The organism is Klebsiella sp. M041 (assembly GCF_059759695.1).
On the sequence record NZ_JCAXWU010000005.1, the window covers coordinates 249,691 to 262,260 of the forward strand.

The window sequence follows — 12,570 nt, forward strand, 5'->3', positions numbered from 1 at the left end:
GTCCATCATGAGCGGGCCTGTGAAGGTAGATGTGCTGGTGGTCGGCTCCGGCGCGGCGGGACTCTCTGCCGCGGTCACCGCGGCAATGCACGGCGCCAGCGTCATGGTGGCGGAGAAGGCGTCAGTGCTCGGCGGAACCAGCGCCTGGTCCGGCGGCTGGCTGTGGATCCCCCGCAACCCGCTGGCGCGGGCGGAGGGCATCGACGAAGCGGCCGATGCTCCGCTGACCTATCTGCAGCATGAGATGGGGGGCGAAGCCGCCGACGAACGGCTGCAGACCTTCCTGCGTCACGGGCCGGAAATGGTGGATTTTTTTCATCAGCGGACGGCGGTGAAGTTTCTGTCGGGCAGCGCTATGCCGGACTTTCACGCGTCGCCGGGCGCGGCGAACGGTGGGCGGTCGGTGACCGCTCAGCCCTACGATGGCCGCCTGCTCGGCGACTGGCTCCACCGACTGCGCCCGCCGCTGGAAACCATCAGCCTGGCCGGGATGGGCATCGCCGGCGGCGCGGACATGGCGCATTTTTTTAACGCCACCCGCTCGCCGCGCTCCGCGCTGTATGCCGCCCGCCGCCTGCTGCGCCACGGCTGGCAGCGGCTGCGCGCCGGACGGGGGCAGCATCTGGTCAATGGCAATGCGCTGGTCGCCCGTCTGCTGCGATCCGCCCTCGACGCCGGAGTGCGCTTTCAACTCAATGCGCCTGCGGTTCGGCTGCTGCAGGGGCCGCAGGGCGTGTCCGGCGCGGTGCTGCGCAGCGATGACGGGGAGATGCACGTCGAAGCGGGCGCCGTGGTGCTGGCCTGCGGCGGTTTTCCTCACGATCGGCAGCGCCTGGCGCAGGTGGTGCCTCACGCCGCGGAGGGCTACGGCCATTTCTCCGCCGCGCCGCCTGACAATCAGGGCGAGGGGATCCGCCTTGGCGAATCCGTCGGCGGCCAGTTCGATACCCGCCTGCGCCACCCGCTGGCCTGGGCGCCGGTGTCCCGCGTCACCCTCGCCAGCGGCCAGCAGCTGATGTTTCCCCATCTGGTGGAGCGAGCCAAGCCCGGGGTGATCGCCGTCCTGCCTAACGGCAAACGTTTTGTTAACGAGGCCGATTCCTATCACGACTTTATCGCCGCCCTGCTGGCGGCGACGCCCGTGGGCGACACGCCGCAGGCCTGGCTGCTGGCCGATCGGCGCGCGCTGCGCCGCTATGGCCTGGGCCACGCCAGGCCCTTCCCGTTCACCCCTACCGCCTGGCTGCGTACCGGCTATCTGCTGCGAGGAAACACCCTGGCCGAGCTGGCGAAACTTTGCGCCATCGATACCGATGCGCTGGCGGAAACCGTTGAACGCTTTAATCACTTCGCCAGCACCGGTGAAGACGTCGATTTTCACCGCGGCGCATCGGCCTATAACCGCGCGCAGGGTGACCATCAGGTGACGCTCGGACCGCTGCGCGAAGGGCCGTTCTACGCGGTGCGCATTCTGCCCGGCTCGCTGGGCACCTTCAGCGGATTGCAAACCGACGAACACGCTCGGGTGCTGGACGGGCAGCAGCAGCCGATACCGGGCCTGTTCGCCATCGGCAACGACATGTCGAGCGTGATGCGCGGCTATTACCCCAGCGGAGGGATCACCCTCGGGCCGGCGATGACCTTCGGCTACCTGGTGGGCAAAAAACTGGCTGAAAACACAATAAAAACCAGGGACGGCAATACCCCTGGCTAACTTCACCTGCAACTGAACCGGAGCCATTTATGAACATGCGTACCCTATCGCTCGCCGCGCTGAGCCTGCTCGATGTCTCTCCCCCCGAACAGGTGCGGATAGCGGCCAGAACCGGTTTTACCCACGTGGGTCTGCGGCTGCTGCCCGCCACTCCCGCCGATCCGGACTACGATATGCTGGGCGATACCCCCGCCGTCCGCGCGACCATGGCCGCGCTGATGGAAACCGGCATCCGCGTCTCGGACGTGGAGATCGTCCGCCTGAGCCCGGGGTTTACCCTCGACGATCGGCTGCAGCGCTTTATGGAGACCGCCGCGCGGCTTGGCGCCGGGCAGGTGTTAGTCGCCGGGAATGACGACAACCTGCAGCGCAGCGCCGACAACCTGGCCACTCTCGCCGCGGCCGGCCGCCCGTTTGGCCTGACCATGAACCTTGAGCCAATGCCCTGGACCCAGCTGCGCACGATCGCCGATGCGCAGGCGCTGATCGCCGCCAGCGGGCGGGAGGATATTGGCATCCTGGTGGACGCCCTTCATTTCTGGCGCGCGGGAGAATCGCTCGCCGCCCTCTCCAGCCTGCCCGCGCATCATCTGAACTATATGCAGCTCTGCGATGGCGCGGCGCAGCGGCCGGAAAGCGAGCAGGAGCTCATCCGCCAGGCCCGCTCAGCGCGCAACGTGCCGGGGGAAGGCGGTTTGGATCTGTACGGTCTGATGTCGGCTCTGCCGGCGACGCTGCCGGTCTCCCTCGAGGTGCCGCTCGACGGCGAGCAGGGCGCCCTGCCGCCCCTCCAGCGGGCGCAATTACTGTTCACAGCCGCGCAGCCCTACCTGCGCTCCTGCGCATAAGGAATCCGCTATGACACAGACTCAACGCCTGGATGTCAGAGAGTTAATTAACCGTAACCCGCTGAGCCGCTTTCAAAAGCAGATTATTTTTCTCGGCTTTTGCGTTATCGCTCTCGATGGGTTTGATATCGCGATCATGGGCTTTATCGCCCCGACGCTGAAGCTGGAGTGGGGGGTAAGCAACCACCAGCTGGGCCTGGTGATCAGCGCCGCGCTGATCGGCCTCGCGCTGGGCGCTATTTTCTCTGGCCCGCTCGCCGACTGGCTGGGACGCAAAAAGATCATCATCAACAGCGTCTTCTTCTTCGGCTTCTGGACCATCGCCACCGCCTTCTCGCACAACATTGAGCAGATGATGTTCTTCCGCTTTATGACCGGCCTTGGACTGGGCGCCGCGATGCCGAACATCGGGACGCTGGTGTCGGAATACGCCCCGGAACGGCAGCGCTCATTTATTATTACCGTTATCTTCTGCGGCTTCACCTTCGGCGCGGCGGCCGGAGGATTTACCGCATCATGGCTGATCCCGCAGTTTGGCTGGCACTCGCTGATGGCGCTCGGCGGCATTCTGCCGCTGCTGTTCGCCCCCCTGCTTATCTGGCGGCTGCCGGAATCGGTTCGTTTTCTGGTGATCAAACAAGCGCCAGCGGCGCGCATTCGCGCCATCCTTAATCGTCTTTATCCCGGACAAATCAGCGACAACGTGACGTTTATCCTGCCGGCGCAGCCGGCGGCCGGCAACGCGATGCGCATTGTGCTCTCCCGCCAGTACGGCTTTGGCTCGTTGATGCTATGGCTGGTCTACTTTATGGGGCTGTTCCTGGTCTATATTCTCGGCAGCTGGCTGCCAACGCTGGTTAAGGAGGTCGGGCTTACCGTCAGCCAGGCGGCCGTGATGACGGCGATCTACCAGGCGGGAGGCACACTCGGCTCGCTGTTTGCCGGCTGGCTGATGGACCGCATCAATCCCCATCGCGCGCTGGGAATGATCTACGCCGTCGGCGGTCTGTTTACCATGGCGATGGGCTACGCCGCGGGCAGCTTTGCCTTGCTCTGTATGCTGGCGTTTATCAGCGGCGCCTGCCTGAACGGCGCCAATACGGGCATGAACGCCCTCTCCGCCCGTTACTACCCCACGCAGGCGCGGGCGACCGGCTCCAGCTGGATGCACGGCGTCGGGCGGATCGGCGCGATCCTCAGCGCCTTTGCCGGCGCTGAGATGATGGCGCTCAACCTGCCCTTCGAAAGCGTCTTTTTGATCCTCGGCATCCCGGCTGCCCTCACCGTCGCAGGCCTGGCGGCGAAGGGCATCTTCGCCGCGGGTAATCCTCCCGCCGCTTCGCCAGCCCCCGCCTCTGTGCGCGGAGCGTAATACGGTATCCTTCCTCCGGTGCAATCTGCGGATTGCACCGCGCATTGCGGCTAAAAAGAAAATTTATTTCATCTTGCCGTGTAACGAAAAGTACTCCGCAACCGTCCGGCCTGCACCCATTGCCGCTGTTTCCCCTCCCCTCTCTTCAAGCCAGCACAAAATAAACTTCTGCTTATTCGATCCCCTTCGCATATATGAAAAATAAATTCCAAGTAACAATTGAAACAGAACAAACATTTCCTTAAGTTTAGGTCAGTTTATCCGGATGCGCGTTGCCGCAGGCGTCGGCATTGAGCGCCTCAGAGTGCGAATGATTTCAAAAAGGAGAGCACCATGTTAAACGGTCTGAAACCCTTATCCCGTTCCCTGCGTTGGGGCATGGTCGGCGGCGGGGGAACCAGCCAGATCGGCTACAGCCACCGCTGTGCGGCGCTGCGTGACAATGTTTACACCCTGCTGGCCGGCGCGCTTGACGTTGATGCCGAGCGCGGGCGCGCGTTTGGTGAGCAGCTGGGCATCGCGCCGGAGCGCTGCTACGCCGACTACCAGACCCTGTTTCGTGAAGAAGCCCGCCGTCCTGACGGGATCGAGGTCGTCTCAGTCACCACCCCGAACAATACCCATTTCGCCATCACCAAAGCGGCGCTGGAAGCGGGCCTCCACGTCATCTGTGAAAAGCCCCTCTGCTTTACCGCCGAAGAGGCGCGCGAGCTGGTGGACCTGAGCAAAAAACAGAACAAAATCGTCGGCGTCACCTACGGCTACGCCGGCTATCAGATGATCCAGCAGGCGCGGCAGATGATTGCCGATGGGCTGCTCGGCGAGATCCGCATCGTCAATATGCAGTTCGCCCACGGCTTTCATAACCAGGCCGTCGAGCTGCAGGCAGAATCCACCCGCTGGCGCGTAACGCCGAAGTTCGCCGGGCCCAGCTATGTGCTGGGGGATCTGGCCACCCATCCGCTGTTTGTCGCCGAAACCATGGCGCCGCAGCTCAATATCAAACGGCTGATGTGCTCCCGCCAGAGCTTTGTCCCCTCCCGCGCGCCGCTGGAAGATAACGCCTTTGTCCTGATGGAGTATGACAACGGCGCGGTTGGCTCGATGTGGACCAGCGCGGTGAACAGCGGCGCCATGCACTCGCAAAAAGTGCGCATCGTCGGCGAAAAGGCGAGTATCGAATGGTGGGATGAGCATCCTAACCAGCTCAGCTATGAGGTGCAGGGCGAGCCAGCGCGCATTCTGGAACGCGGGATGCCCTACCTGAGCGCAAACGCGCTGGCGGACGATCGCATCGGCGGCGGCCACCCGGAAGGGCTGTTTGAAGCCTGGGCCAACCTCTATCGCCGCTATGCGCAGGCGATTGACGCCACGGACCGTGACGATCGCGCCTTCCTGCAAGACTTCTGGTATCCGGACGTCGAAGCCGGGCTGCACGGCGTCTACTGGGTCGAGCAGTGCGTCAAATCGGCTGATGCCGGCAGCCAGTGGGTTGACTTTACTTTACCTTAATTTTCCCCCTCGCCAGTGGAGTCCCCCTCCACTGGTTTATTGATTTTTACCAACTTGTCGCATCGCGCAACAGCCCCGTAATATCTGTTAAACAAACATTTATTTACGCTTCTTACCCCCCGCCGCTACACTAGGCGCAGTTTTTATATTGAGGTGGTAATGAACGATAACAAAATGACGCCAGGGGAACTGCGCGCGACCTGGGGTTTGGGGACGGTATTCTCCCTGCGCATGCTTGGCATGTTTATGGTCCTGCCGGTTCTGACCACGTATGGCATGGCATTGCAGGGCGCCAGTGAAGCGCTGATTGGCCTGGCGATCGGCATCTACGGTCTGGCGCAGGCGGTGTTCCAGATCCCCTTCGGACTGTTATCTGACCGTATTGGCCGTAAGCCGTTGATCGTCGGCGGCCTGCTTATCTTCGTGCTCGGCAGCGTCATCGCCGCGCTCACCGACTCCATTTGGGGCATCATTCTTGGCCGCGCCCTGCAGGGTTCCGGCGCCATCGCCGCCGCGGTCATGGCCCTGCTCTCCGATCTCACCCGCGAACAGAACCGCACCAAAGCGATGGCGTTTATTGGCGTCAGCTTCGGCGTCACTTTCGCTATCGCCATGGTGCTGGGGCCGATTATTACCCATCAGCTGGGCCTGCACGCCCTGTTCTGGATGATCGCCATCCTGGCGACCGTCGGCATCCTGCTCACCCTGTGGGTGGTTCCCAACAGCCAGAATCATGTGCTTAACCGCGAATCCGGGATGGTGAAGGGCTGCTTTAGCAAGGTGCTGGCGGAGCCGCGCCTGCTGAAGCTCAACTTTGGCATCATGTGCCTGCACATCATGCTGATGTCCACGTTTGTCGCGCTTCCCGGACAGCTGGAGGCCGCCGGCTTCCCGGCCGCCGAGCACTGGAAGATTTACCTGGTCACCATGGTTATCTCCTTCATCTCGGTGGTGCCGTTTATTATCTACGCCGAAGTGAAGCGCAAGATGAAGCGCGTCTTTTTGCTCTGCGTGGCCATCCTGCTGATTGCCGAAATTGTCCTCTGGGGCGCCGGAGGCTACTTCTGGGAGCTGGTAGCGGGCGTTCAGCTCTTCTTCCTGGCGTTTAACCTGCTGGAAGCGCTACTGCCGTCATTGATTAGCAAAGAGTCGCCGGCGGGCTATAAAGGCACCGCGATGGGCGTCTACTCCACCAGCCAGTTCCTCGGGGTGGCGATTGGCGGCGCCCTTGGCGGCTGGGTAGATGGTTTCTTTGATTCACAGACCGTGTTTCTGCTGGGCGCGCTGCTGGCGATGCTGTGGCTGCTGGTGGCCAGCACCATGAGCGAGCCGCCCTACGTCAGCAGTCTGCGGGTGGAGGTACCGGACGGCGTGGTGGTCGACAGCGCGCTGCAGGCGCGTCTGCTCAGCGCCAGCGGGGTTCATCAGGCGCTGGTGGTGCCCGAAGAGCGATCGGTGTATATCAAAATCGACAGCAAGGTCACCAACCGCTTCGAGATAGAGCAGCTCATCAAAGGGGTATAAAAAAAGCGGGGAATTCCCCGCTTTTTGCTGTCAGTCTGCCGCCTTAGTCGCGGAAGTTTTTGAACTGGAACGGTTGTCCCAGATCGCCACCGCGCACCAGCGCCATCACCGACTGCAGATCGTCGCGGGACTTACCGGTCACGCGGATCTCTTCGCCCTGAATCTGGGCCTGCACTTTCAGCTTGCTGTCTTTGATCAGTTTAACGATCTTCTTCTGCACCGCGCTTTCAATGCCCTGTTTCAGCTTCGCTTCAACAAACCAGGTTTTACCGCTGTGTACGATATCTTCCGGCACGTCGAGGGAGGTGCCTTCAATGCCGCGCTTGAGCAGCTTGGCGCGCAGGATATCCAGCAGCTGATTCACCTGGAAGTCAGACTCGCTCAGCACTTTAATGGTCTTGTTGGCGTCGTTTAATTCAAACGTAGCTTCAACGCCACGAAAATCAAAACGCGACTCGACTTCGCGGCTCGCGTTGTCCACCGCGTTACGGGCTTCCTGAAGATCAACTTCAGAGACAATATCGAAAGATGGCATCTTTTCCTCTCCTTCCGTTTCTTTTGCGTTGCATAATACCTGCAACGCGGCATAACTCAACTTGTTATCCCGGAAGCTTAGCTGATTACGCAACGCTCGCGCTATTTTCCCCATGCAGCCCGACGACGCCGAAACCCCCTTTCCGTCCGACGATGCGAAAAGCGACGAGATATACTTTAGCCATCAGCGCCTGGGGTAGCGGCAGATGAGGAGGAACAATGAAAGTAACCGTACTGGGATGCGGTGCACTGGGACAACTATGGCTGACCGCGTTGTGCAAACAGGGACATGAAGTCCAGGGCTGGCTACGCGTACCGCAGCCATTCTGTAGCGTCAACGTCATTGAAACCGACGGCTCGGTGTTCAACGAGTCGCTGACGGCCAACGACCCCGATTTTCTTGCCAGCAGCGAGCTGCTGATTGTCACCTTAAAAGCCTGGCAGGTTTCAAACGCGGTGAAGCACCTGGCCGCGATCCTGCCGGTCACCACGCCGATTGTGCTGGTGCATAACGGCATGGGAACCGTCGAGGAGCTGCGCAGCGTGAAACAGCCGTTGCTGCTGGCCTCCACCACCCAGGCGGCTCGCCGGGACGGGAATGTCATCATCCACGTCGCCCAGGGCACCACGCATATCGGGCCGGCGAAAAGCTACGAACAGGACTACAGCTACCTCGCTGAAGTGCTGCAGAGCGTGCTGCCGGATGTCGCCTGGCACAACAATATCTTCTCGGCCACCTGGCGCAAGCTGGCGGTTAACTGCGTGATTAACCCCCTGACCGCGCTAAAAGGGTGTAAAAACGGCGATCTGCGCGACTATCCGCAGGAAGTTGCGGCCATTTGTCGCGAGGTGGCGGCAGTGATGGAGCGCGAAGGTATTCATACCTCGGCGGAAAACCTGCTATTTTATGTCGAACAGGTGATTGAAAGTACGGCAGAAAATATCTCATCCATGCTGCAGGACGTTCGCGCCCAGCGGCACACCGAGATCGACTATATCACCGGTTTTCTGCTCAACCGCGCCCGCGCCCACGGCGTTGCCGTACCGGAAAACGCCCGCTTATTTGAACTGGTCAAGCGTAAGGAGAATGAATATGAGCGCGTCGGCACTGATTTGCCTCGCCCCTGGTAGCGAAGAGACCGAAGCGGTCACCACCATCGACCTGCTGGTCCGCGGCGGAGTCAAAGTGACCACCGCCAGCGTCGCCAGCGACGGCAACCTGACCATCGTCTGCTCGCGCGGCGTCAAACTGCTGGCGGATGCCCCGCTGGTCGAGGTGGCCGATGGCGATTTCGATATCATCGTCCTCCCGGGCGGTATCAAGGGCGCAGAGTGCTTCCGCGACAGCCCGTTGCTGGTGGAAACCGTCCGACAGTTCCATCTCTCCGGGCGCATTGTGGCCGCCATCTGTGCCGCCCCGGCGACCGTGCTGGTGCCCCATCAGCTGTTCCCGATCGGCAACATGACCGGTTTTCCGGCGCTGAAGGATCATATCCCCGCCGATCAGTGGCAGGATAAACGGGTGGTCTGGGATCCACGGGTGAATCTGTTAACCAGCCAGGCGCCGGGAACATCGATTGATTTCGCCCTGAAAATGATCGATCTGCTGGTGGGGCGCGAGAAAGCGTATGAGGTCGCCTCGCAGCTGGTGATGGCCGCCGGCATCTATAATTACTACGAAGCCTGATAGCCGGTCCGCGCCGCGGACTGGCTCCCCCTTTTCCTGAGGAGTCGTAGCATGTCCCGTAGCGCAACCGATTCTCGCGATCTTGTTATCAGCCGCCTGCTCAGCGCGCCCGTCCCTGCCCTGTGGCGCGCGTGGGCCGACCCGGCATTACTCAAAACCTGGTGGTGCCCGAAGCCCTGGCAAACCGAGGTGCTGGCCTTTAATTTTCGCGCCGGCGGGGCCTTTCACACCGTGATGCATGGCCCTGACGGTGAACGCAGCGATAACCCCGGCTGTTTTCTTGAGGTTATCCCGCAACAAAAAATCGTCATGACCTCGATGCTGACGGCGGATTATCGTCCCGCCGTTTCACCCTTCGCGATGACGGCCATCATCACCTTTGCCGATGAACAGGGCGGGTGTCGCTATACGGCCACGGTGCTGCATGCCGACGATGAAACCCGCGAGCAGCATGAGCAGATGGGATTTTTCGAGGGCTGGAATATTGTCATCGATCAGCTGAATGACCTGGCGCTGACCCTGCGCTAATACACGCCCCTGCCAATAGTAAAAAGGCCTTCCATCAGGGAAGGCCTTTTGCATCATAACAACCTGTTACGGGCGATAAACTTTTACGTTGCTGAAACCCTGCTCGCGCAGATAAAGCGCCTGCAGACGGCTCATCACCCCGCGTTCGCACCATAGCAGCCAGGTTTTGCTCTGATCGAGATCGCCAAATTTGGTGCTCAGCTTATAGAACGGCAGGGAAACGACCTCAACCCCCTCGACCTTCAGCGGCTTGTCTTCCTGCTCGTCGACGGAGCGAATGTCGAGGATCGCATCGTTGGCGCCAAAGCCGGTCACGGTTTCCACTTCCACCACCGTCTCTTCCGTCTGCTGGGCGATTTCGCGGATATCGATATTGCTCGCCTCTTCCACCACTTTATCGAGGATGCTGAAATCGAAGTGTTCTTCTTCCGCTTCAATCTTCGCCTTCACCGCCTTCACGGTCGGGCTTTTGGAGATCACGCCGCAGTACTCCGGCATGGTGCGGGCGAAATCTTCCGTGCCGATCTCGCGGGCCAGGTCGATGATGTGCTCTTTATCGTGCGAAATCAGCGGACGCAGGATCAGGGTATCGGAGACGTTGTCGATCAGGCGCAGGTTGGTGAGGGTCTGACTGGAGACCTGGCCCAGCGCTTCGCCGGTGACCAGCGCCTGCACGCCGTAGCGTTCCGCGACCTTTGACGCGGCGCGGACCATCATGCGCTTGAGCACCACGCCCATCTGACCGTCATCCACTTTTTCGAGGATTTCGCCGACCACCGGCTCAAAGTTAATCGCCACAAAGCGAACGCGGTGAGAGCTGCCGAAGCGGTTCCATAGGTAATGCGCGACCTGGCGGACCCCAATCTCATGGGCGGCGCCGCCAAGGTTAAAGAAGCAGTAGTGCACACGGCAGCCGCGGCGCATCAGCATGTAGCTGGAGACGCCGGAGTCAAAGCCGCCGGAAATCAGCGACAGCACATCTTCCTGCGTGCCGATCGGGAAGCCGCCGATACCTTCATAGCGGCCTTTCACCAGCAGCAGGCGATCGTTTTCAATCTCAAGATTGACGGTGACGTCCGGGTCGGTCAGCTTCACGCGCGCCGTTTCAATATGCTGATTCAGGCCGCCGCCGACGTAGCGCTCCACCTCAATTGAGGTGAATTCATGTTTGCCGCGACGCTTCACCCGCACGCAGAAGGTTTTGCCTTCCAGCGCCTCGCGCCACAGCGGCAGCGTCTGCTCAAAAATATCGTGCAGCGAGGTGAACGGTACGTCTTCGACTTCCAGAATATGGTGGATGCCGGGAATACGGGTCAGCGCATCGCGAATAGCCGGGCGCTGATTTTCATCTTTCGCGCGAACTTCGATATGATCCCAATGACGAACGACGGCCAGCGTCTCGTCATAGTTTTTGAGAACGTTACGAATGTTCCCGGTTAAGATTTTAATGAAGCGCAACCGCACAGATTGGCTTTTGATGGTGATTTCCGGGAACAATTTAATGATAAACTTCATGGCGACAATAGTTCGTTGGCAAGCCCGACGGGGCTTTAAGCAAAAGTTGTAAAGCAGCGCACACCGGTGCCTGCATCCTGGGCGCGGAGTATATCACCATTGCGCGTTATTTGCTTACACGCGTGACTTCGTTACCATACCCGGTATTGCCGTCGCGACATAACAAGAGTCTACATTCACTATGCCAAAGAAAAATGAGGCCCCGGCCAGCTTTGAAACTGCGCTGGGCGAACTGGAGCAGATCGTTAACCGTCTGGAAAGCGGCGATTTGCCGTTAGAAGAAGCGCTCAGCGAATTTGAGCGCGGGGTCCAGCTGGCCCGCCAGGGGCAAAGCCAGCTACAGCAGGCCGAACAGCGCGTGCAGATCCTGCTGGCGGATAGTGAAGATTCCCCGACCACGCCTTTTACGCCGGACGCTGAATAAATGGATTTCCCGCAACAATTGCAGGCCTGTGTGGAACAGGCTAACGAGGCGCTGCGCCGTTTTATCGCGCCGCAGCCCTTTCAGAACACTCCGCTGGTGGAAGCGATGCATTATGGCGCACTCTTAGGCGGTAAACGCCTGCGTCCCTTCCTTGTCTACGCTACCGGCGAGATGTTCGGCGTGAGCCGCACCACGCTGGACGCCCCTGCCGCCGCGGTCGAATGCATTCATGCTTATTCCCTGATGCATGATGATTTGCCGGCGATGGATGATGACGATCTGCGTCGCGGACTTCCGACCTGCCATATTAAATTTGGCGAAGCCAACGCAATTCTTGCGGGAGATGCCCTGCAAACGCTGGCGTTTTCTATACTCAGTGATGCGCCGATGACGGACGTCCCTGACCGGGATCGTCTGGCGATGGTTTCCGAACTGGCGCAGGCCAGCGGCGTGGCGGGCATGTGCGGCGGCCAGGCGCTGGATCTGCAGGCGGAAGGACAGCAGGTGAATCTGCAGGCGCTGGAGCGTATCCACCGCCACAAAACGGGCGCGCTGATCCGCGCCGCCGTCCGCATGGGGGCGCTGAGCGCCGGCGAACGTGGGCGCGCCGCCCTTCCCGCGCTGGATCGCTATGCGGAAAATATCGGCCTGGCCTTCCAGGTCCAGGATGACATTCTCGACGTGGTAGGGGATACTGCGACCCTTGGCAAACGTCAGGGTGCCGACCAGCAATTGGGTAAAAGCACCTATCCCGCCCTCCTGGGCCTTGAGCAAGCCCGGAAGAAAGCGCACGACCTGATCGCTGATGCCCGCCGGTCGTTAGATGAACTGGCCGCACAATCTCTGGATACTTCGGCACTGGAAGCGCTCGCGAATTACATTATTCAGCGCGATAAATAAACAATAAATGAG

Annotated in this window: 12 protein-coding genes; 10 read left to right on the forward strand and 2 right to left on the reverse strand. The window is 60.5% G+C overall.

The window, feature by feature from the left end; genetic code table 11:
- Nucleotides 1-7 precede the first annotated feature (7 nt).
- The 5 genes from AC6CWS_RS08465 (at nt 8) to AC6CWS_RS08485 (ending at nt 6,970) form a co-directional block, all read left to right on the forward strand.
- Nucleotides 8-1,714, forward strand: coding sequence for an FAD-dependent oxidoreductase (locus AC6CWS_RS08465; protein ID WP_065882827.1), 1,707 nt, complete (start codon nt 8-10; stop codon nt 1,712-1,714).
- Nucleotides 1,715-1,743: 29 nt separating this feature from the next.
- Nucleotides 1,744-2,562 carry a sugar phosphate isomerase/epimerase family protein gene (locus AC6CWS_RS08470; protein ID WP_065882828.1) on the forward strand — a complete coding sequence of 273 codons (819 nt, stop codon included), beginning with the start codon at nt 1,744-1,746 and terminating at the stop codon, nt 2,560-2,562.
- Between the two features lie 10 nt (nt 2,563-2,572).
- Entirely contained in the window at nt 2,573-3,934 is a 1,362-nt protein-coding gene (locus AC6CWS_RS08475; protein WP_017898923.1) for an MFS transporter, read from the forward strand.
- A 333-nt stretch (nt 3,935-4,267) separates the two neighbouring features.
- Complete coding sequence (locus tag AC6CWS_RS08480; protein WP_023288604.1) at nt 4,268-5,446, forward strand: Gfo/Idh/MocA family protein; 1,179 nt, start codon at nt 4,268-4,270, stop codon at nt 5,444-5,446.
- Nucleotides 5,447-5,605: 159 nt separating this feature from the next.
- Entirely contained in the window at nt 5,606-6,970 is a 1,365-nt protein-coding gene (locus AC6CWS_RS08485; protein WP_023288603.1) for an MFS transporter, read from the forward strand.
- 43 nt (nt 6,971-7,013) lie between these two features.
- Here the strand turns inward: AC6CWS_RS08485 and AC6CWS_RS08490 are convergent, their stop codons facing one another.
- Nucleotides 7,014-7,505, reverse strand: coding sequence for a YajQ family cyclic di-GMP-binding protein (locus AC6CWS_RS08490; protein ID WP_002891465.1), 492 nt, complete (start codon nt 7,503-7,505; stop codon nt 7,014-7,016).
- Nucleotides 7,506-7,723: 218 nt separating this feature from the next.
- Between AC6CWS_RS08490 and panE the strand changes: the two genes are divergently transcribed.
- Genes panE through AC6CWS_RS08505 form a run of 3 tightly spaced genes read left to right on the forward strand, consistent with a single transcriptional unit; the run spans nt 7,724 to nt 9,719 of the window.
- Nucleotides 7,724-8,635, forward strand: coding sequence for a 2-dehydropantoate 2-reductase (gene panE / locus AC6CWS_RS08495; protein WP_065882829.1), 912 nt, complete (start codon nt 7,724-7,726; stop codon nt 8,633-8,635).
- Complete coding sequence (gene yajL, locus AC6CWS_RS08500; RefSeq protein ID WP_023288601.1) at nt 8,598-9,191, forward strand: protein deglycase YajL; 594 nt, start codon at nt 8,598-8,600, stop codon at nt 9,189-9,191. Before panE ends, yajL begins: the two co-directional genes overlap by 38 nt.
- Before the next feature lie 51 nt (nt 9,192-9,242).
- Nucleotides 9,243-9,719, forward strand: a complete 477-nt coding sequence (locus tag AC6CWS_RS08505; RefSeq protein WP_065882831.1) for an SRPBCC family protein — start codon at nt 9,243-9,245, stop codon at nt 9,717-9,719.
- Between the two features lie 66 nt (nt 9,720-9,785).
- Here AC6CWS_RS08505 and thiI read toward each other — a convergent pair whose 3' ends face one another.
- Nucleotides 9,786-11,234: a tRNA uracil 4-sulfurtransferase ThiI gene (gene thiI, locus AC6CWS_RS08510; protein WP_048334161.1), complete on the reverse strand. Its 1,449-nt coding sequence runs from the start codon at nt 11,232-11,234 to the stop codon at nt 9,786-9,788.
- A 181-nt stretch (nt 11,235-11,415) separates the two neighbouring features.
- On the opposite strand from thiI, the gene xseB reads away from it, so the two are divergent.
- Both xseB and ispA read left to right on the forward strand, forming a co-directional pair.
- Nucleotides 11,416-11,658 carry an exodeoxyribonuclease VII small subunit gene (xseB, locus tag AC6CWS_RS08515; RefSeq protein ID WP_004204824.1) on the forward strand — a complete coding sequence of 81 codons (243 nt, stop codon included), beginning with the start codon at nt 11,416-11,418 and terminating at the stop codon, nt 11,656-11,658.
- A complete protein-coding gene (gene ispA, locus AC6CWS_RS08520; RefSeq protein WP_004204826.1) occupies nt 11,659-12,558 on the forward strand; it encodes a (2E,6E)-farnesyl diphosphate synthase in 900 nt (299 codons plus the stop codon).
- Nucleotides 12,559-12,570: the final 12 nt, after the last annotated feature.

Coding starts and splice junctions, on each gene's coding strand:
- AC6CWS_RS08480 (WP_023288604.1), top strand. CDS start 4,268: ATGTTAAACGGTCTGAAACCCTTATCCCGTTCCCTGCGTTGGGGCATG.
- AC6CWS_RS08470 (WP_065882828.1), top strand. CDS start 1,744: ATGAACATGCGTACCCTATCGCTCGCCGCGCTGAGCCTGCTCGATGTC.
- AC6CWS_RS08490 (WP_002891465.1), bottom strand. CDS start 7,505: ATGCCATCTTTCGATATTGTCTCTGAAGTTGATCTTCAGGAAGCCCGT.
- AC6CWS_RS08485 (WP_023288603.1), top strand. CDS start 5,606: ATGAACGATAACAAAATGACGCCAGGGGAACTGCGCGCGACCTGGGGT.
- panE (WP_065882829.1), top strand. CDS start 7,724: ATGAAAGTAACCGTACTGGGATGCGGTGCACTGGGACAACTATGGCTG.
- yajL (WP_023288601.1), top strand. CDS start 8,598: ATGAGCGCGTCGGCACTGATTTGCCTCGCCCCTGGTAGCGAAGAGACC.
- AC6CWS_RS08505 (WP_065882831.1), top strand. CDS start 9,243: ATGTCCCGTAGCGCAACCGATTCTCGCGATCTTGTTATCAGCCGCCTG.
- AC6CWS_RS08465 (WP_065882827.1), top strand. CDS start 8: ATGAGCGGGCCTGTGAAGGTAGATGTGCTGGTGGTCGGCTCCGGCGCG.
- xseB (WP_004204824.1), top strand. CDS start 11,416: ATGCCAAAGAAAAATGAGGCCCCGGCCAGCTTTGAAACTGCGCTGGGC.
- ispA (WP_004204826.1), top strand. CDS start 11,659: ATGGATTTCCCGCAACAATTGCAGGCCTGTGTGGAACAGGCTAACGAG.
- AC6CWS_RS08475 (WP_017898923.1), top strand. CDS start 2,573: ATGACACAGACTCAACGCCTGGATGTCAGAGAGTTAATTAACCGTAAC.
- thiI (WP_048334161.1), bottom strand. CDS start 11,234: ATGAAGTTTATCATTAAATTGTTCCCGGAAATCACCATCAAAAGCCAA.